We start from the raw sequence: 18863 nt of genomic DNA, 5'->3' as shown, positions 1-18863 counted from the left end.
AACCGGTTTTGGGAATAATGGCATGTGAAAGACGGCTAACAATCGCCGTGGTGGCTGCCGTTTGTCTCAATAATGCAGACGGAATTCGGACTTGGCTGAAGCACGCTCTTGCGCACTGTATAGGTCTGACCTGCCGCGTGCGGCTGATTGCCGGTATCACGCTTGATCGAACCGGTCATGGTGCGATCGATCCCGGCCGGGAGCACTGACTGGGCTGCAACCTTGTTTGCCTGATCGTTGAGAACCGGCACAATGATGAGAGCCAGAGCGACAACAGCAGAGCCGAACAATAGCACAACGCGCAGGATTCCACGACCAGCCTTCGTTAGCGGCTTGGCCGTATATTCGTTGTGATCGGCACTGAAATAATTGTTGTCGAAACTCATGCTTCAAGACTCCGGGGCGGCTCGTAAACGAGAATGCCTCAACGGAGTGAATCATAGATTAACCGGCCAGCGGAATCGTAAGAAATTGCCAACCTTTTTCCACAGTTGTGGGCAGGGCTCTCTTTACAGAAGATCCAACAGGAACGGGATCAGCGGTTCGTCGGCCGGCGGCATCGGATAGTCGCGCATATCCTTCGGGCGAACCCATTTGAGTGCTTGCCCTTCAAGCCCTCGCGCGATGCCTTCATAACGACGGCAGACATAGAGCGGCATCAGCAGATGGAAGTCATCATAGGTGTGGCTTGCGAATGTCAGTGGCGCAAGGCAGGCCACCTTCGTGGTGATGCCGATTTCTTCCTGCAATTCGCGGATCAGCGTTTCTTCCGGTGTTTCACCCGGCTCCACCTTGCCGCCAGGAAACTCCCACAGCCCGGCAAGCTGCTTGCCTTCCGGGCGCTGCGTCAGCAGAACGCGGCCATCCGAATCCACCAATGCGCAAGCTGCGACCAGAAGAATGCGCCGTCCCTTTACCTCGGTCATTTGTCGTTGCTCTCCCGATAGGCATAGCGATAGGCTTCCTGAAAGCCGAAGCTCTCGTAAAGAGCAAGTCCGGCGACGTTGTCCGCCTCGATCTGCAGCCATGCCGTCTTCGCACCGAGCTTTGCGGACCATTTGAGCGCAGAACCGACAATCGCATGCCCATACCCCTTGCGCCTTGCGTCGCGCAGGGTTCCGACATCGAACAGACCTGCCATCACACCGTCCTGCACACACAGCAGGTTGGACACAGCGCGACCACCTTCCTCCAGCACGAACATGCCCTTATTCGGGCGAACGCTGTTGAGAAGCTCGGAAAATCCGGGCCGCATATCCTCCGGTCTTTCATGGATCGAAAGCGAGGCATCCACGAAACGCCCGATATCCTTCAAGGGTATCTGGTCGATGGCGCCCGACAGATCGAGTTCCTCGAGATTCGCCGTCATCACGATGGTTTCGTCCCGGCGCTTCCAGCCAAGTCCTTCCAGATAATCCTCAAGCTCGAGCGGCGCGAGTGGCGAAAGCCTGAAGCAGGGAACACGGCCATAGGCGCGAAAACGCTGTGCTGCCAGTTCCACACGCGTTGGAATATCACGCGTGTCGCCGGGATCGAGCGGGTTAATCGAGTTGAGACGCCGGGATGGATGCGCTGCGGTCATGCGTATCGCCCAGGTGCCGTCATAGTGGACCGACGTGGCGGGCCAGGCACGGAAGCCGACGGCTTCGAGTTGGCGTACGATAGCGAGACTTGGGGTGCTGGTTTTTTCCATCACTTCGATCAACTTCTGTAATCGCCGTTGATGGCAACATATTCCTTGGTGAGGTCGCAGGTCCAGACGGTTGCCTTGCCCTTGCCTATCCCCAGATCGACGCGAATATGAATATCCTCGCCCTGCATATAGGCGGACGTCGCTGCTTCCGAATAGGCCGGATCACGCTCGCCCTGATGCGCAACGCGAATATCGCCGAACCAAATCGCAAGCAGGTCACGATCGGCGGGTTCGCCAGCCTTGCCGACAGCCATGACCACGCGGCCCCAATTGGCGTCTTCGCCAGCGACAGCCGTCTTGACCAGCGGCGAATTGGCGATGGAAAGCGCAATTTTCTTGGCAGAAGCTGCAGACTTTGCGCCCGTCACTTCCACTTCCACCATCTTGCGTGCGCCCTCACCGTCGCGCACGACCTGCAGCGCCAGCGACTTCAGGAGGCGGCCCAGCGCCTTCTTGAATTCACCAAGGCGCTTGTCTGCGGGATCGGTGATCTCAGGTGCGCCGCGTTCTGCCGCCGCACCGGTGGCGAACAACATCAGCGTGTCCGACGTGGATGTGTCACTATCCACTGTCACAGCATTGAAGGTCGAGCCAACGCCCTTGGAGAGCAGGCTCTGCAACACGTCAGCCTTGATCGGTGCATCAGTGACGACGAAGGAAAGCATCGTCGCCATATCCGGGGCGATCATGCCCGCCCCCTTGGCGATACCGTTGATCGTGACCGGCACCTGACCGAGCAGCACCGTTTCGGTCGCAACCTTCGGATAGGTATCCGTGGTCATGATCGCCTTGGCGGCTTCGGTCCAGAAATCCTCGACCGCATCCTTGTTCATGTCGCCAAGCAGATGCGCGAATTTGCTTGCATCGAGCGGTTCGCCAATCACGCCCGTTGACGCCAGAAAGACATCTGTTGTGGCGCACCCGACCGCCTTGGCGGCAGCTTCAGCCGTTGCTTCCGTCGCTTCACGACCCTTGACGCCGGTAAAGGCATTGGCGTTGCCGGAATTGACGACGACCGCGCGGGCCTTTCCGTGCACGAGATTGCGTCGGCAGAAATCGACCGGCGCCGATGGGCAGAGCGAACGAGTAAAGACCCCTGCGGCTTCTGCCGGTCGGTCGAAGACCATCAACATCACATCCGTTCGCCCCTTATACTTGATCCCGGCAGCAGCGGTGGCAATGCGTACGCCATGAACGACCGGCATTGTGGGGTAGTGTTTGGGAGCGAGCGGAGAAACAGACGCGGACATATGTGCCTCGATGGAATGCGGTTTCGTAGAAAACCCGAAAATCGTAATACCCAGCAAACGGCGCCACGCAAATTTCGGATTCAAAATATGACGCGCGCATTGGAAAGGTTTGCAGGCCAAAATCAAGCGGGAAACGCGAGATCGAAATAAAAAACGCCCCGGCAAGCCGGGGCGTTGATATTTAACGCCAGTTTTTACTGCTGCGGAGCAGCCTCTTCCGGCGCGTCTTCCTTGTCCGCGCCTTCCTGGGCTGCTGCGGCATCCTTCATGGCTTTCTCGACAGCCGGGTCCTTGTAGTCGATCTTCATGCCGTCACGCAGCTTCTTGACGGTTTCGACATAACGCTCGCGCATGATGATCGAACGGATCTGATCCTTAACCTGATCGAAAGCCGGTGGCTGCTTGGTGCGACGATCTTCGAGCTGGATCACGTGGAAACCGAACTGTGTCTGAACCGGCTCCTTGGTGTATTCACCCGGCTTGAGCGCAAAGGCGGCCTTTTCGAATTCAGGCACCATCTGGCCTTCGGCGAAATAACCGAGATCGCCGCCATTAGCTGCCGTGCCGTCGGTCGAGCTTTCCTTGGCGAGGTCCTCGAACTTGGCGCCGCCTTCAAGCTTCTTGATGATGGCTTCGGCTTCTTCCTTGGTCTTCACGAGGATGTGACGAGCGCGCACTTCCACCTGCGGCGGCATGGCTGCGATTTCCTTGTCGTAGCGCGCGCGCACATCGGCATCACTGATCTTGTCGACAACGGCATCCTTGAAATATTCGTTATGGAGAGCGCGTTCACGCAGGAATTCCATACGATCCTTGAATTCCTGGGACTGATCGAGCTTTTCCTTTTCCGCTTCACCAGCCATCGCCTTGATGTCGATCAGGGCGGCAAGCGCAGCCAGACGGCGCTGATCGGCGGGAAGACGCGAGAACTGCGGGTCAAGATCGCCTGCAGCCTGATCGACTGCACCAACAGTGATGTCCTTGCCGTTGACGGTCGCCAGAACCTTGGACGGATCTTCCTTTTCTGCAGGGGCTGCAGCCGGTGCGGCAGCAGGCTTTTCAGCATCCTGTGCGAATGCGGCGCCTGAGTAGCTTGCCAGCGCCACCGAGGCCGCTAGAGACATGCCGACGACAGCGAGAGCCTTGCGATAAGGGGCTTTCAGAATGGCTTTCATATGGAATTCTCTCCTTCGTGACCGCTTACCGGCCCGATGAATGCGGCGGAATTTGGCCCGGATACCTCCAATATTGCAACAAAGGAAAGGTTTTCCAGCCCTTAGAGCAACGTTGACATCGCCCGAAGCCCCTCTTATCTGTCCTTCGGCTTTACGTCCAGTAAGCGGTGGGGGAATTGCGCCGGAAATGCGCCGTATCTGGCAGCTTTCATAGCGCAGTTTTCTTGCAATTGTTTCAATACGCGTGAATAAAGCATTCGACATTGCCGGAAGCACTTCCGGCTGAACGGACAGGAAAGGACCAGTGATGGTCAGCTTTGGCGGCCTCGCCCGCAAGATATTCGGTTCATCCAATGACCGCCGCGTTAAAACCCTGCGCCAGCGGGCCAATCAAATTACTGCTATCGAGAAGAATTACGAAAATCTTACCGATGAGCAGCTGCAGGCCAAGACCGCCGAGTTTCGCGCGGCGCTGGCTGACGGCAAGACGCTCGACTCTCTTCTGCCAGACGCTTTCGCCACGGCACGTGAAGCCGCGAAGCGCGTGCTCGGCATGCGCCCGTTTGACGTGCAGCTGATCGGCGGCATGGTTCTGCACGAACGCGGCATCGCCGAAATGCGCACCGGTGAAGGCAAGACCCTGATGGCAACCCTGCCGGTCTACCTCAATGCGCTTGAGGGCAAGGGCGTGCACGTGGTGACGGTTAATGACTACCTTGCCACCCGCGACGCCGAAACCATGGGCAAGCTCTACAACTTCCTCGGCCTGACCGTCGGCGTCATCAAGCACGGTCTCGACGATGATGAGCGTCGCGCTGCCTATGCCTGCGATATCACCTACGGCACCAACAACGAGCTCGGCTTCGATTATCTGCGCGACAATATGAAGTATGAGCGCGCCCAGATGGTGCAGCGCCCGCACAATTATGCCATCGTCGACGAAGTGGATTCGATCCTCATCGACGAAGCACGCACGCCGCTCATCATTTCCGGCCCGCTGGAAGACCGCTCGGACTTCTACAATCTCATCGACACCTTCATTCCAGCCCTTGAGCCGGAAGATTTTGAAATCGACGAGAAGCAGAAGACCGCGATCTTCACCGAAGTCGGCACCGAGAAGGTCGAGCAGCTTCTGGAAGCTGCAGGCCACCTCAAGGGTGAAAGCCTCTACGATATCGAGAATGTCGCCGTTGTTCACCACCTGAACAATGCGCTTCGTGCGCACAAGCTGTTCCAGCGCGACAAGGACTATATCGTCCGCAATGACGAAATCGTCATCATCGACGAGTTTACCGGCCGCATGATGCCGGGCCGCCGTTATTCGGAAGGCCTGCATCAAGCGCTGGAAGCCAAGGAACATGTGACCATCCAGCCGGAAAACCAGACGCTGGCCTCGATCACCTTCCAGAACTACTTCCGCATGTACAACAAGCTGTCGGGTATGACCGGTACGGCCGCAACGGAAGCGGAAGAATTCGGGAATATTTACGGCCTTGAAGTGCTCGAGATTCCGACCAATCTGCCGGTCAAGCGCATCGATGAAGACGATGAAGTCTATCGCTCCGTCGAGGAAAAATACCGCGCCATCGTGCGCGACATCCGCGCCTCGCACGAAAAGGGCCAACCGATCCTCGTCGGCACGACCTCGATCGAAAAGTCGGAACAATTGGCCGAACGTCTTCGCAAGGAAGGCATCAAGGACTTCCAGGTTCTGAACGCCCGCTATCACGAGCAGGAAGCCTATATCATTGCACAGGCCGGTGTGCCGGGGACTGTCACCATCGCCACCAACATGGCCGGTCGCGGTACCGACATCCAGCTCGGCGGCAATCTGGAAATGCGTGTCCGTCAGGAACTCGCCGATGTACCGGAAGGCCCGGAGCGCGATGCCAAGATCGCGGAAATCAAGGCTGATATTGCACATCTGAAAGAAAAGGCTCTGGCCGCCGGCGGACTTTACGTTCTCGCCACCGAACGTCATGAAAGCCGCCGCATCGACAATCAGCTGCGTGGCCGTTCGGGCCGTCAGGGCGATCCAGGCCGCTCGAAGTTTTTCCTGTCGCTGCAGGACGACCTGATGCGCATCTTCGGTTCCGATCGCATGGACAGCATGCTGCAGAAGCTCGGCCTCAAGGAAGACGAAGCCATCGTCCATCCGTGGATCAACAAGGCGCTTGAGAAGGCCCAGAAGAAGGTCGAAGCCCGTAACTTCGAAATCCGCAAGAATCTTCTGAAATACGACGACGTGATGAACGATCAGCGCAAGGTGATCTTCGAACAGCGTCTGGAAATGATGGATGAAGAAGACCTGACCGAGATCGTCGGCGAAATGCGCCACGAGGTCATCGAGGACATGGTCGCGTTGCGCATCCCCAAGGATGCCTATGCGGAAAAGTGGGATATTGCCGGCCTGAAGGAAGACATCATCTCCAAGCTCAATCTCGACCTGCCGGTCGAAGACTGGGCCAAGGAAGAAGGTATCGCGGAAGAAGAGTTCGAAAACCGCATCAAGGAAGCCGCCGACAAGGCGGCTGCCGAAAAGGCTGAACGCTTCGGCCCGCAGATCATGACCTATGTCGAGAAATCGGTCATCATGCAGTCGCTGGACAATCTCTGGCGTGAGCATCTGGTCAATCTCGACCATCTGCGCTCGGTTGTCGGTTTCCGCGGTTATGCCCAGCGCGACCCGCTGAATGAGTACAAGACTGAAGCTTTCGAACTGTTCCAGTCGATGCTTGCGAACCTGCGTGAAGTGGTTATCTCGCAACTGATGCGCGTCGAGATCGTTCGCGAAGCACCGCCTGAACCGGAGTTGCCGCCGATGACCGGCCGTCACATCGACGGCACGACCGGCGAAAACGATTTCGATGAAGCGGCATGGTCCGAACATCAGCACGACGAGCGCAACGTGCCTGCTGCCGAACGCGATCCGGCCGACCCACGGACCTGGGGCAAGGTCAGCCGCAACGAACCGTGCCCATGCGGCTCCGGCAAGAAATACAAGCACTGCCACGGCGCTTTCGAGTGATGTGAACGGGCTCAATCGTCGTCTCTATCAAACAAACCCCGGCAAGCCATTTGCCGGGGTTTGTTTTTTTCAACCAAGCAACTCATGTCGATGTATGTCGAAGGCAGTGATATGCCTTTCTTTATTTTAGATATGTCAAATATAGATGCCGTTTAGGAAATACTCACCATTCCTTGAAGTCTTGCGACCTTCGACAGATTAGACTTTTTCTTTTTCTCTTTATAAAGAACTCCTGTCTAAGGTTTCCATGCGCGCCAAAGGCAGCAAAGCATAGGCGCGAAAAGCCGGGTTATCCGGTGCAGAACAAGCGGGTCCTGAGACGCCCGCAAAGACAGGGTTGGCAAATAGTGCGGTTTTCGGCGGCTGAAACGGCGAGCCGGTTTCTACCCGGCAGGATCGCGGCCAGGCTTCGTCCCTTGACGGAGCGGCTGGATGCTGTGCTTACGGATAGCGGACCGCAGGCAAGCGCGCAGCGCTCGTCCCTCATTGCCTTTTCCGTGCGCGTGGCGAGTGCGGCAATAGCTCTTCTGTCTCAGGTCATTCTGGCGCGTTGGATGGGTGAATTCGAGTACGGCATCTTCGTCCTCGTCTGGCTGACTATGGTTATCATCGGCGATCTGGCCTGTTTCGGACTGCACACCACCATCATCCGCTTCGTACCGGAATATGTGCAGCGCCATATGTTCGGCCTCGTGCGCGGCATTATCCGAACCGGACGTATCTTCGCTTTTACAGCCGCTACACTCATCACGCTTCTGGGTGCAGGGCTGCTGCTTCTGCTCAAGGACCATGTGGCGAGCTATTATCTCGTGCCCTTCATCCTCGGCTTCATCTGCCTGCCAATGATCACGCTCGGCAACATGCTAGATGGCATTGCGCGCTCTCGCACCTGGGTGATGATGGCGCTGACGCCAAGCTATATCGTCCGCCCGCTTCTGGTTCTCCTATTCATGATTATCGCGCATGAAACAGGATTGCCCTCCACTGCGACTATCGCGCTGGCAGTATCGATTGCCGCAACCTGGCTCACCACCGCCGGGCAATTTCTGACTGTCGACCGCTCAGTGGAGAAAGATATTCCCGCCGCGGGGCGCGAAGAGCGTCTTGGCGAATGGATGAAAGTTGCCCTGCCGATTTTCCTCGTGGAAGGCTTTTTCTTCCTGCTCATCAATGTGGACGTTCTGATGGTTGGCCACGCGCTCGACCCCGAGCACGTCGCGATCTATTTTGCGGCTACGAAGATCATGGCGCTCGCCCATTTCGTCTATTTCGCAGTAAAGGCCAGCGTCGCCCAGCGTTATTCCGACCTGCTGCACAGTGGCGACCGCGCCGAATTTGCAAGTTTTGCCAAGGCCTCCGTACGCTGGACATTCTGGCCGACCCTGTTCCTCGGCGCCGTCATTCTACTCACCGGCTATCCGCTCCTGCGGCTTTTCGGTCCGGCCTTCACAGCGGGCTATCCGCTTCTGTTCATCCTCATTATCGGGGTGATCGCGCGCGCCAGCGTCGGCCCGGCAGAAAGCCTCCTCAACATGTCGGGAAAGCAGAATATCTGCGCGCTCCTTTATGCGGCAACCCTTGCTGTCAACGTCATTCTCAATCTGGTCCTGATACCGCGCTTCGGCCTGACGGGCGCCGCCATTTCGACAGCCATTGCCATGCTGATGGAAGCAGCACTTCTTTCGGCAGCCGTATCACGCACCTTGCACATAACCATGTTCATTCTCATTCCACGAGACCGTACCAAGACCTCGGAGGGGACTTTGTAATGGCCGCGAAACCTTTGCTTGAAGAATCGGCAGGCGGAAATGCAGCTCACATCGTGTCGGAACTCTCCGAAAGCGGTATGGCGCACGAAGCCATCAAGAAGCTGGAAGAAAGCCTTCATAGCCGCGATATACCGCGCAAGCTCGCGATCTATGGCGCTGCAGCAGGCTTCGAACTGCGCGACGAACTCGATCACCTGAGCAACCGGACCGTCGAGCCGAACGTGTTCTTCAATGCACGGTTTCTAGCGCCAGCCATGCCGCGCCTTGAGGATCGCGAAGTTCGCTTCATGGTCATGCGCGACGAAAACGAAATCCGCAGCCGCCTGCGCTTCGTCATGCCCTATACGATCGAGCGTCCCGGCCTGCCGCTTTCGACGCCTGTGATCCGTGCCTGGTCGACACCGTTCGGGCCGCAAGGCACTCCATTGATCGACCACGACGACCCTGTCGGCGTGCTGGAAGACTTGTTCGACATTCTGGCGCGCAGGCATCTCAAATTACCGGATGTGCTTGTTTTGCCCGAAATGCGCGCCAATGGCCCGGCTGCAAAACTAATCCGTTCGGTTGCGGTGGGCCGACAATTGCCTTTGGTTGCCATAGAACAGAAGGAGCGTCCCTTTCTCCAAAGCGATCTGGACGGCGATGCCTATATCAAAGAGGCAATCGGCGCGCACCATCGCCGGGACTATAATCGTCTGTGGCGCAGGCTGGCAGAAAAGGGCGAACTTGCCTATCGCGTTGCCCGCACGCCTGACGAAGTGCGTCACGCATTCGAACATTTCCTGACGCTGGAAGCGAGCGGCTGGAAAGGCAAACGCGGCACCGCCATGGCTGTCGACCGGTTTCGCGCCGCCTTCGCCCGCGAAGCGGTCAACAATCTTGCTGAACGCGACTGCGTGCGCGTGCATACGCTGGAACTGGATGGACGGGTTATCGCCATTTTGATCGTCTTTACGGTTTCAGGAGAAGCCTGGACATGGAAGACTGCCTATGACGAAAGCCTGAACGCCTGGTCGCCTGGCGTTCTTCTGATGATCGAAGTCGTGAAGAACCATCTGAACGATCCCAACATCAACCGCACAGATTCCTGCGCCGTCCCCGACCATCCGGTCATGACGCGGCTCTTCGACAAGCGCGAGACAATCGAAACGCTGGTAATTGGCCTCAATCCGTCCACGGACAAGCTTGTCCGTCAGGCTGCCTCGCAGATTCATCTTTATCAACGGACACGCAATCTGGCCCGCATCGTGCGCAACCGCATCCGCAGCTTCACCGAGAGGAAATAGGGTCGAATTTAAGCAACCTTAAAAAAGCCCAGAAATCACTGTCCTGAATCTTCTGCGCCGGATTTATCCGGCAAGAAAGTTGCGATTGCAGTTTTGCGGAAGCCCTGCGAAGCTCCATCCCCAACAGCCACTTTGAGATTTTGAAGGTTCAGGAATGCGATTTCCACGCCCAACCGTCGCCAGCGGCACGCTTTGCGTCCTGACCGCGATTTATCTCCTCGCCTTCACCAATACTTCTTTCTGGCAACGGTTGATCGCCTATTTTTCCGACCACCCGCAAAAGCTGGTTGTTGGGGCGGCGGCTATCCTTCTCATCCATATCGCCGTGTTGATGGCCTTCTCGGCGAAATATATCATCAAGCCGGTTCTGATTTTCGCAATATGGGTCGCCGCGGGCGGGTCCTATTTTACAGACACGTTTGGCACCATTATTGACCGCAACGTGGTCGAGGCGACGCTCACGACGACAAAAGCCGAGTCGGGCCATCTGATAACGACGGGCTTTCTGCTGCATATGCTGCTTTACGCCGTCGTCCCCTCGCTTCTCATCATCTGGGTCCGCGTGAAGCACCGGCCTTTACTGCAAAAGCTTCTGGTCAACACCGTTTCGATCATCGTCTGCCTGGCTGTCGCAGTCGCACTTATTGGCTCCGATTACGGCAGCTTCTCCTCAATGTATCGCGAACACCGCTCCGACATCATGGAACGGCTCATGCCCGGCACACCGCTCAAGAGCACGGTGCAATATATCGTACGTGACCTGAATGACAGGCAGATCGTGATGCAGCCGCTCGGCCTCGATGCCAAACAGGCATTGCCGCCGATAGCGTCGGGCAAGAAACTGCTGACGGTTATCGTGGTGGGCGAAACGGCACGCGCCCAGAATTTCAGCCTTTACGGCTACCCACGTGAGACCAATCCCGAGCTCAAGCAGCAGGATATCGTCACCTTCACGAACACGACAAGCTGCGGCACCGATACCTCGGTCTCTGTGCCGTGCATGTTCTCACCCTTTCCCCGTGAGGATTATTCGAGCTCCAAATTCCATAGTTCGGAAAATCTCATGGATGTTCTTAATCATGCTGGCGTGCAGCTAACTTGGTACGAGAACAATACAGGCAGCAAAGGCGTTTCAGACCGCATACCGACGGTTGACCTGCAAAATTCGAACAATGCGCAATATTGCGAAGGCGGCGAATGTCTTGACCAGATTCTGGTCGATCAGCTTCGCGATCACCTGAAAAACGTGGATGGTAATGCCACGATTGTCCTGCACATGACAGGCAGTCACGGACCATCCTATTATCGCCGTTATCCGCCGGAATTTGCAAAGTTCAAACCGGAGTGCCGCACGAGCGAGTTTTCCGATTGCACGACAGACCAGATCGTCAACGCTTATGACAATTCTATCCTCTATACCGACCATATCCTGTCGGAGATTATCAATGTCCTCAAAGCAAGCGAGGACCGTTTTGCGCCTGCCATGATCTACATGTCCGACCATGGCGAATCGTTGGGCGAAGATGGCCTTTATCTGCATGCCGCGCCCTATTTCATTGCTCCTGACGAACAGACGCATATTCCATTCGTCGCGTGGTTCTCGCCGGACTATGCCTATGCCACCAAGCTCGACACGGCCTGCGTAAGGCAGGATGCCGCTGCCCCTTCCTCACACGACAATCTGTTCCACACGATCATCGGTATGATGGGCATAAAAACCTCGGCCTATGATCAGGCACTGGACCGCTTTGCAAATTGCCGGAAAGCCAGCGTCGCAACGTCGAATTAGAACATTCACTGTTGCGTAAATTTGGCTGATTATTCCAACCGAACCAATGATTTGAGCCTCCTGACAAAGCGTGATACACTCTGTCTTGGGAGAGCGCATGGACAGGCGGAAGAGGAGGTCCGCACCGGTGCATTCCGGCACTTTGAACAAGTGTCCGACGCCCGGATAATTATAAGCTTCCGTCTGGCTCAAACGCTATCGCGCCCTCCCGGGAAAGGAGATGCGCCATGGAATATTTTCACTATGTCAGCACGCTGGATTACGTCCTGCTCGGCTTTATCGCCTTGCTAGTCTTCTGGAATCTGGTTGAAGCGAACTTGCGCAGATAAAGAGCGGCAGTCTATTTCCAGGCCGTTCTGGACATATGAAATCTGTTGTGCCTGACGCTGTCAGGAACGGATTTTTTAACCTGAACGCAGCCGTGACGACGGGCGGTTGGGTAGACCACATGCCGCCACTTCTTACCTCTTCAACTTTCTTTCAGAAGAGCGGTACAAGCTGCGCTTTTGAGCAATTGACCTCGTTTCGTTTAGCCGTTATATCCCAACCGCTGTCCCTTTGGACCATATCAAACTGCTTTGGCAGAAATGTGCGGGTGTGGTGGAACTGGTAGACGCGCCGGACTCAAAATCCGGTTCCGAAAGGAGTGTCGGTTCGATTCCGACCACCCGCACCATTCTTATCAATCATTAATGGTGGAAAACTGCGAAGGCATTCAGCACACCTCCGCTGCAGGCCGTCTCAGCGCTTCAGCAATTGCTTCATTTCACTGCCATTCACGCCATATTTGCTCTCGGCAATGGAGCAGACCTTCTTATCCGGTACATTCTGATAGCGCAGCTTTGCGCTCTTATAGCCGTCCAGCGAGCCCTCGATGAAGCTCTTCGCAGTTCGCTCTGGATTACACTCCCTGTTGTAAGCCTTGTTTGCCATACAATACACGAACACTGCGCGCTCGGCATCAACCGCCTTATATTGAGGACAGCGAGACTGAAAATATCGCGCTTCGCCCATATGATGATCGGTTCTGAACTGTTCTGGAATGCGATTGGTCGTGCAAGCCGTGAGCGCCAGAAGCAACCCGGCGCCTAATATAAATTTGCCCCTCATTATCCCTCCAATATGTCTTGAATTGACCATACTGAATTAGCATTGGGGCCTTCTTCGAGAAAGCACCGGCAACCGGTCGCTGCTTTCTGTCGCATAAGGTTTTCAAGCCGTTTCGAGTGCCTGCGCCAGATCGGCGATCAGATCGTCAGGATGCTCGATGCCGATGGAAAGCCGGATCGTCGAGTCCAGCACGCCGATACGCTCTCGCACATCGACGGGAACGCCCGAATGGGTCATAGCAGCAGGATGGCTTGCAAGCGATTCCGTGCCGCCAAGACTGACCGCAAGCTTCAATATCTGAAGCGCATTCAGGAAGCGGAATGCCGCCGCCTGCCCGCCTTTAATATCGAAGGAAAAAGTCGACCCCGCACCGCTGCATTGGCGCTTGAACAGCGCGCCGACATCCGAATTCTCATCCTCAAATGGGAGATAATGCAACTTCGCGGCCTTCGGATGGTCGCGCAGAAATTCCGCGATTGCCCGAGCGTTACTGTTGGCGCGTTCCATGCGCAGCCCGAGTGTTTCAAGCGAGCGCCCAAGCATCCAGCATGAATGCGGATCAAGCTGTGTGCCGATGGCACCGCGCAATGCCTTGACCTGCTTTACAACAGCCTTGGCGCCCAACACTGCCCCCGCGATCAGATCCGAATGTCCGCCGACATATTTGGTCAGCGAATAGACCGAAAGATCGGCACCATGATCGAGTGGTTTTTGATAGACAGGCCCGAGCAGGGTATTGTCGCAGGCAATGATCGGTCGGTGTCCCTGCTCTTGTTCGATTTTTTCTGCAACACGCCGGATGGCTGCAATATCGACAATGCTGTTGGTAGGATTGGCGGGCGTCTCGATCAAAATTACCGAGACGCGCCCCTTGCTAACAGCCTCATTCGCTGCCTGTTCTATCGAGGCTTCGTGCACGCCATCGGCGAAGGCGACCGCTTCGACGCCGAAATTGAGAAATGTCTTGGCAAGGAGCGTTTCCGTACCACCATAAAGCGGCTGCGAATGTAAAATGACATCACCGGGACGTGCGAAGGCAAATAGCGTCGTAGCAATAGCCGACATGCCCGAAGAAAACAGCGCGCAACTCTCGGTCCCTTCATAGACCGCGAGGCGATCTTCAACGATCTCGCTGTTGGGGTGATTAAAACGGGAATAGACGAGACCGGCACCCACACCGGCGGGCGGTTCCTTGCGACCGGAAACAAAATCGAAGAAATCGCGCCCGTCTTCGGCCGTCTTGAACACGAAAGTTGAGGTCAGAAATACTGGCGGCTTGACCGCTCCTTCAGAGAGTTCAGGATCGTAGCCATAATTAAGCATCTGCGTTTCAGGATGAAGCGGATGATTACCCAGCATGGTTTTTGAAGGCCGTGGCGCAGTCATGATTACCTCCTTGAAAAAAAACTCCTCCTGTCCGAGTACGGACGGGAGGAGCTTAACAGAGGTTTTCAGGAATCTTCTTGCGTTGTCATGCGCGTTAGAGAAATCGTTGCAATGTCGGAAGATTGGAAATAGCTGCCAATTACTTGATGACCAGTACCGGCACAGTGCTAAGCGACAGAACCTCCGCCGCCTGACTGCCCAGCAGCAACTTGTTCACACCGCGACGTCCATGCGATGCAATGACGATCAGATCGGCATTCCTGGCATTCGCAGCCTCGACGATGCCCTGCGCCGGTGATTGGTTCTCGACATGCACGGCTTCAGCGCCGACGCCAATCTCCGTTGCCTTCGCTTTGGCCTTCGACAGGATTTCCGTGGCTGCCTTGGTAATGGCCTCGCGATATTCCTGAAACGCCGCCGGGCTCGACGCCCATTCTGCAGCGACCACGATGCCATAGGATGGCAAAAGTTCAGTTACGGACACAAAGGTAACCTTGGCACCCGTTTCCTTGGCCAGCGCGACACCCTGGTCGACGCCTTTTTCCGCAAGTTCAGATCCATCGGTTGCGATCAGTATGTTCTTGTACATTCGTGCTCTCCTGCAGCCTGATACCCGATGATGCGCGCCTCCCCGTTACAACGCATTGACGCGGATCAATCGAGCTTTACTCCAAGCTAATACGTCGCCCCTCATTTATGATGGAATTTATTTCCAATTTATTCAATTATAAAGAATATACTTCCAAACTTGACGCCGCGAGCGCACGTACCCAACTATGCTTTTGCGTCATTTCCTCCTAAACTTTGCGCGACAAAAGGGAGATCACGCCATGAACAAGCCCCTGAACGAACCGAAAGCCGGTAAAACAGCAGGTCGCGGTCGCATATACGATTCCATACTCGACACGATCGGCAACACCCCACTTGTACGGATCGACAAATTCGCCAAGGAAAAGGGTGTGGAAGCCAATCTTCTCGCCAAGCTGGAGTTCTTCAATCCTCTGGCGAGCGTGAAGGACCGCATCGGTCTGGCACTAATCGAAGCGCTGGAACGCGACGGCAAAGCCGTACCGGGCAAGACGGTCTTCGTTGAACCCACTTCCGGCAATACCGGCATCGCGCTTGCCTTTGCCGCTGCGGCCAAGGGCTATCGCCTCATCCTCACCATGCCGGAAACCATGTCGGTGGAGCGCCGCAAGCTTCTGAAGCTCCTCGGCGCTGAACTGGTTCTGACCGAAGGCGCAAAAGGTATGAAGGGCGCGATCGCGGAAGCGGAAGCTATCGCAGAAGGCAATCCGAACGCGATTATCCCGCAGCAGTTCGAAAACCCTGCCAACCCCGAAATTCATCGCCTGACGACAGCGGAAGAAATCTGGAACGATACAAATGGCGAAGCCGATATACTGATCTCCGGTATCGGCACGGGCGGCACGATCACCGGCGTGGGGCAGGTCATCAAGGGACGCAAGCCATCCTTCAAGGTGATCGCGGTGGAGCCGAAAGATTCACCGGTGCTTTCCGGTGGCACACCCGGCCCGCACAAGATTCAGGGCATCGGCGCAGGTTTTGCCCCGAAGACGCTCGATACCGGCATCTATGACGAAGTCGTTCAGGTCTCCAATGAAGATGCCTTTGCCAACGCACGCCTGCTCGCCCGGCTCGAAGGCATTCCGGTTGGCATTTCATCCGGCGCGGCTCTGGCCGCCGCTGTCGAAATCGGCAAGCGTCCTGAAAACGCCGGTAAGAACATCGTCATCATCATCCCGTCCTTTGCCGAACGCTATCTTTCGACGGCACTGTTCGAGGGACTTGAATAGACCGCCCACACGCAAATTCTCAAAAGACAAAAGCCAGAGCGGACAACCGTTCTGGCTTTACTTTTTACAATGCCAATCCGTTCGCCACGCAAACGGAGGCTTCAAGCGCTCATGTCAATGATGGGTACGCGCGGCGCAAGCCGGGCCTGGTCCGCGCATATAATGACGCTCGGGCCGGTAGCTCGGTGCGACGAACTCGCGGATGACATTAACGCTGTCACGCAGCTGAACAAGAATGCTCATCGTCTTAACCTTCGTCAAAAACACGCTATTCGGAATGGATGCCCGTCATGTCCCGACCACCAATTAATCGGGACCATGAAACCCTGTTCATTTCCGAACATCTTAATGAAAACTTTAACAATCAAAGATGAATAAGCTCTGAACTCATATGGTTAAGGGTAAGTTAATAGTAAGGATGTTTGCGCTTTTCCACAGCCCGCGAATTATTGCCACAATTGAAAAAGGCCGGTTCAAACCAGCCTTTTCCACGAAACCATTGTACGCCTTAGCGCGTCGGAACCGGATGCTCACCACGATAATCGTAAAAGCCACGGCCAGCCTTGCGCCCCAGCCAGCCTGCTTCGACATATTTGACCAGAAGCGGGCATGGGCGATATTTGGAATCTGCCAGTCCGTCGTGCAAAACCTGCATGATGGAAAGGCAGGTATCCAGGCCGATGAAATCGGCAAGCTGGAGCGGGCCCATCGGGTGATTGGCACCGAGCTTCATCGCCGTATCAATAGCTTCGACACTGCCAACGCCTTCATAAAGCGTGTAGATGGCCTCGTTGATCATCGGCAACAGGATACGGTTGACGATGAAAGCCGGGAAATCTTCGGCAACCGTTACCGTCTTGCCAAGCGCAGTTACAAAATCATTCGATTTGCGGAAGGTTTCCTCATCCGTGGCTATCCCGCGCACCAGTTCAACAAGCTTCATCACCGGCACAGGATTCATGAAATGAATGCCGATGAAGCGCTCTGGACGATCGGTCGTGGAAGCAAGACGCGTGATAGAGATCGATGACGTGTTGGTCGCGAGGATCGCTTCCGGGTTCAAAGCCGAGCAAAGCTGCGCGAAGATCTTGCGCTTGACGGTTTCGTCTTCCGTTGCTGCTTCGATAGCCAGATCGACACCCGCCAGATCCGCCATGGAATTTGCCGGACGGATAAGCTTCATCGCTGCAGCGCGTTGATCTTCCAGCAATTTTCCTGAAGCAACCTGACGCGCCATGTTGCCATTGATGGTGGCGATGCCCTTTTCCAGCCGGTCCGCTGCCGCATCATGAAGAAGCACATCGAACCCGGCCAGCGCGCATACGTGAGCAATACCGCTGCCCATCTGTCCTGCGCCGACCACCCCTACCGTCTTGATTGCCACAGTTATAACTCCTTCATTCAGCCGCCCCACAACAGAGCCGAGGCCGAGAGCATATGCTCTAACTTTTGTTCTTACGCATTACCCCCAGCAAAATCGCTTCGCACTTTTGCTGGGAATGCTTCAATATACCAATTCTGCCTAAGACAGATACAGCCCTCATTCAGCGAAAGCAAAATCAGTGTTTCGTGCCTGAAGTCCTCCAAAATAAAAAACGGCGGGACCAGCCCGCCGCTTTCTGATCGATCAAAGCGCTTTTTGCAGTTCGGGAAGAACTGTAAAGAGATCGCCGACGAGGCCGTAATCGGCGACCTGGAAGATCGGCGCTTCTTCGTCCTTATTGATGGCGACGATGACGCGGCTGTCCTTCATACCAGCCAGATGCTGGATCGCGCCGGAGATACCCACGGCGATATAGAGATCCGGTGCAACCACCTTGCCCGTCTGGCCGACCTGCCAGTCATTCGGTGCATAGCCTGCATCGACCGCCGCACGGCTTGCACCGACAGCAGCGCCGAGCTTGTCGGCTACAGGCAGGATCACTTCCTGAAACTTTTCGGCAGAGCCGAGTGCACGACCACCCGAGATGATGATCTTGGCCGAGGTAAGTTCCGGACGATCCGAATCCGACAGCGCATTGCCGACGAAGCTCGACAGCGCCGGATCGGCAGGCACGGTTGCACTTTCAACCACAGCCGAACCGCCTTCGCCGGTTGCCTGGAACGAAGCCGTACGAACGGTGATGACCTTCTTGGCGTCTGTCGACTGCACCGTCTGGATCGCATTGCCCGCATAGATCGGGCGCTTGAACGTATCAGCCGATACGACTTCCATGATTTCCGAAAGCTGCATCACATCGAGAAGCGCTGCCACGCGCGGCAGGATGTTCTTGGCCGAGGTCGTTGCCGGAGCAATGATCGTGTCGTAATTGCCTGCCAGTTCCACAATGAGAGCAGCCGTTGGCTCGGCCAGACGGTTTTCCAGTGCATCGCTTTCAGCAAGCAGAACCTTGCGCACGCCCTTCAGCTTGGCCGCGGCATCGGCAGCAGCCTTTGCGCCCGTGCCTGCAACCAGAACATCCACGTCGCCGCCGATCTGGGCGGCTGCCGTCAGCGCCTTCGCCGTCTGGTCGGAAAGGGTTGCATTGTCATGTTCGGCAATAAGAAGAATAGCCATTTA

At 56.0% G+C, this 18863-nt stretch carries 16 protein-coding genes and 1 tRNA gene; 6 read left to right on the top strand and 11 right to left on the bottom strand.

Translation table 11 applies throughout. The features are described from left to right. Positions 1-35: 35 nt before the first annotated feature. From HWX93_RS04375 to HWX93_RS04355, 5 genes are all read right to left on the bottom strand, one after another. Positions 36-386, bottom strand: a complete 351-nt coding sequence (locus HWX93_RS04375) for a hypothetical protein (protein ID WP_151678666.1) — start codon at positions 384-386, stop codon at positions 36-38. 123 nt (positions 387-509) lie between these two features. After that, a complete protein-coding gene (gene mutT / locus HWX93_RS04370; RefSeq protein ID WP_006467893.1) occupies positions 510-926 on the bottom strand; it encodes an 8-oxo-dGTP diphosphatase MutT in 417 nt (138 codons plus the stop codon). Then, entirely contained in the window at positions 923-1693 is a 771-nt protein-coding gene (locus HWX93_RS04365; protein WP_176036608.1) for a GNAT family N-acetyltransferase, read from the bottom strand. The genes mutT and HWX93_RS04365 overlap by 4 nt, the downstream gene beginning before the upstream one ends. Positions 1694-1701: 8 nt before the next feature. Then, positions 1702-2943 carry a bifunctional glutamate N-acetyltransferase/amino-acid acetyltransferase ArgJ gene (gene argJ, locus HWX93_RS04360; RefSeq protein WP_176036607.1) on the bottom strand — a complete coding sequence of 414 codons (1242 nt, stop codon included), beginning with the start codon at positions 2941-2943 and terminating at the stop codon, positions 1702-1704. Positions 2944-3137: 194 nt separating this feature from the next. Continuing rightward, positions 3138-4118, bottom strand: coding sequence for a peptidylprolyl isomerase (locus tag HWX93_RS04355; RefSeq protein WP_109988548.1), 981 nt, complete (start codon positions 4116-4118; stop codon positions 3138-3140). Between the two features lie 307 nt (positions 4119-4425). Between HWX93_RS04355 and secA the strand changes: the two genes are divergently transcribed. The 5 genes from secA (at position 4426) to HWX93_RS04330 (ending at position 12666) form a co-directional block, all read left to right on the top strand. Next, on the top strand, positions 4426-7146 hold the full coding sequence (secA, locus tag HWX93_RS04350) for a preprotein translocase subunit SecA (RefSeq protein WP_176036632.1): 2721 nt from the start codon (positions 4426-4428) through the stop codon (positions 7144-7146). Positions 7147-7493: 347 nt separating this feature from the next. Beyond that, on the top strand, positions 7494-8915 hold the full coding sequence (locus HWX93_RS04345) for a lipopolysaccharide biosynthesis protein (RefSeq protein WP_176036606.1): 1422 nt from the start codon (positions 7494-7496) through the stop codon (positions 8913-8915). Next, positions 8915-10201 carry a type IV secretion system effector crotonyl transferase BspF gene (gene bspF / locus HWX93_RS04340; protein WP_176036605.1) on the top strand — a complete coding sequence of 429 codons (1287 nt, stop codon included), beginning with the start codon at positions 8915-8917 and terminating at the stop codon, positions 10199-10201. Before HWX93_RS04345 ends, bspF begins: the two co-directional genes overlap by 1 nt. A gap of 154 nt (positions 10202-10355) precedes the next feature. Further along, the gene (locus tag HWX93_RS04335) at positions 10356-11990 is read left to right on the top strand and encodes a phosphoethanolamine transferase (RefSeq protein ID WP_176036604.1); all 1635 of its coding nucleotides are present in this window, start codon (positions 10356-10358) and stop codon (positions 11988-11990) included. A gap of 591 nt (positions 11991-12581) precedes the next feature. Continuing rightward, positions 12582-12666: transfer RNA gene (locus tag HWX93_RS04330), tRNA-Leu, on the top strand. 65 nt (positions 12667-12731) lie between these two features. On the opposite strand, the gene HWX93_RS04325 is transcribed toward HWX93_RS04330, so the two are convergent. From HWX93_RS04325 to HWX93_RS04315, 3 genes are all read right to left on the bottom strand, one after another. Further along, the gene (locus tag HWX93_RS04325) at positions 12732-13100 is read right to left on the bottom strand and encodes a hypothetical protein (protein WP_109988552.1); all 369 of its coding nucleotides are present in this window, start codon (positions 13098-13100) and stop codon (positions 12732-12734) included. Between the two features lie 102 nt (positions 13101-13202). Then, on the bottom strand, positions 13203-14486 hold the full coding sequence (locus HWX93_RS04320) for a cystathionine gamma-synthase family protein (RefSeq protein ID WP_109988553.1): 1284 nt from the start codon (positions 14484-14486) through the stop codon (positions 13203-13205). A 139-nt stretch (positions 14487-14625) separates the two neighbouring features. Then, entirely contained in the window at positions 14626-15075 is a 450-nt protein-coding gene (locus tag HWX93_RS04315) for a universal stress protein (RefSeq protein ID WP_109988554.1), read from the bottom strand. Positions 15076-15316: 241 nt separating this feature from the next. Between HWX93_RS04315 and cysK the strand changes: the two genes are divergently transcribed. Next, positions 15317-16303: a cysteine synthase A gene (gene cysK, locus HWX93_RS04310; RefSeq protein ID WP_109988555.1), complete on the top strand. Its 987-nt coding sequence runs from the start codon at positions 15317-15319 to the stop codon at positions 16301-16303. 114 nt (positions 16304-16417) lie between these two features. Here the strand turns inward: cysK and HWX93_RS23145 are convergent, their stop codons facing one another. From HWX93_RS23145 to HWX93_RS04300, 3 genes are all read right to left on the bottom strand, one after another. Continuing rightward, positions 16418-16546, bottom strand: a complete 129-nt coding sequence (locus HWX93_RS23145; RefSeq protein WP_255362115.1) for a hypothetical protein — start codon at positions 16544-16546, stop codon at positions 16418-16420. 265 nt (positions 16547-16811) lie between these two features. Continuing rightward, positions 16812-17687: a 3-hydroxybutyryl-CoA dehydrogenase gene (locus HWX93_RS04305; protein ID WP_061344472.1), complete on the bottom strand. Its 876-nt coding sequence runs from the start codon at positions 17685-17687 to the stop codon at positions 16812-16814. A 243-nt stretch (positions 17688-17930) separates the two neighbouring features. Then, a complete protein-coding gene (locus tag HWX93_RS04300; protein ID WP_176036603.1) occupies positions 17931-18860 on the bottom strand; it encodes an electron transfer flavoprotein subunit alpha/FixB family protein in 930 nt (309 codons plus the stop codon). Positions 18861-18863 lie beyond the last annotated feature (3 nt).

The organism is Brucella tritici (genome assembly GCF_902825325.1).
Classification (GTDB): domain Bacteria; phylum Pseudomonadota; class Alphaproteobacteria; order Rhizobiales; family Rhizobiaceae; genus Brucella.
This window is presented reverse-complemented; position numbering and strand designations above follow the sequence as displayed.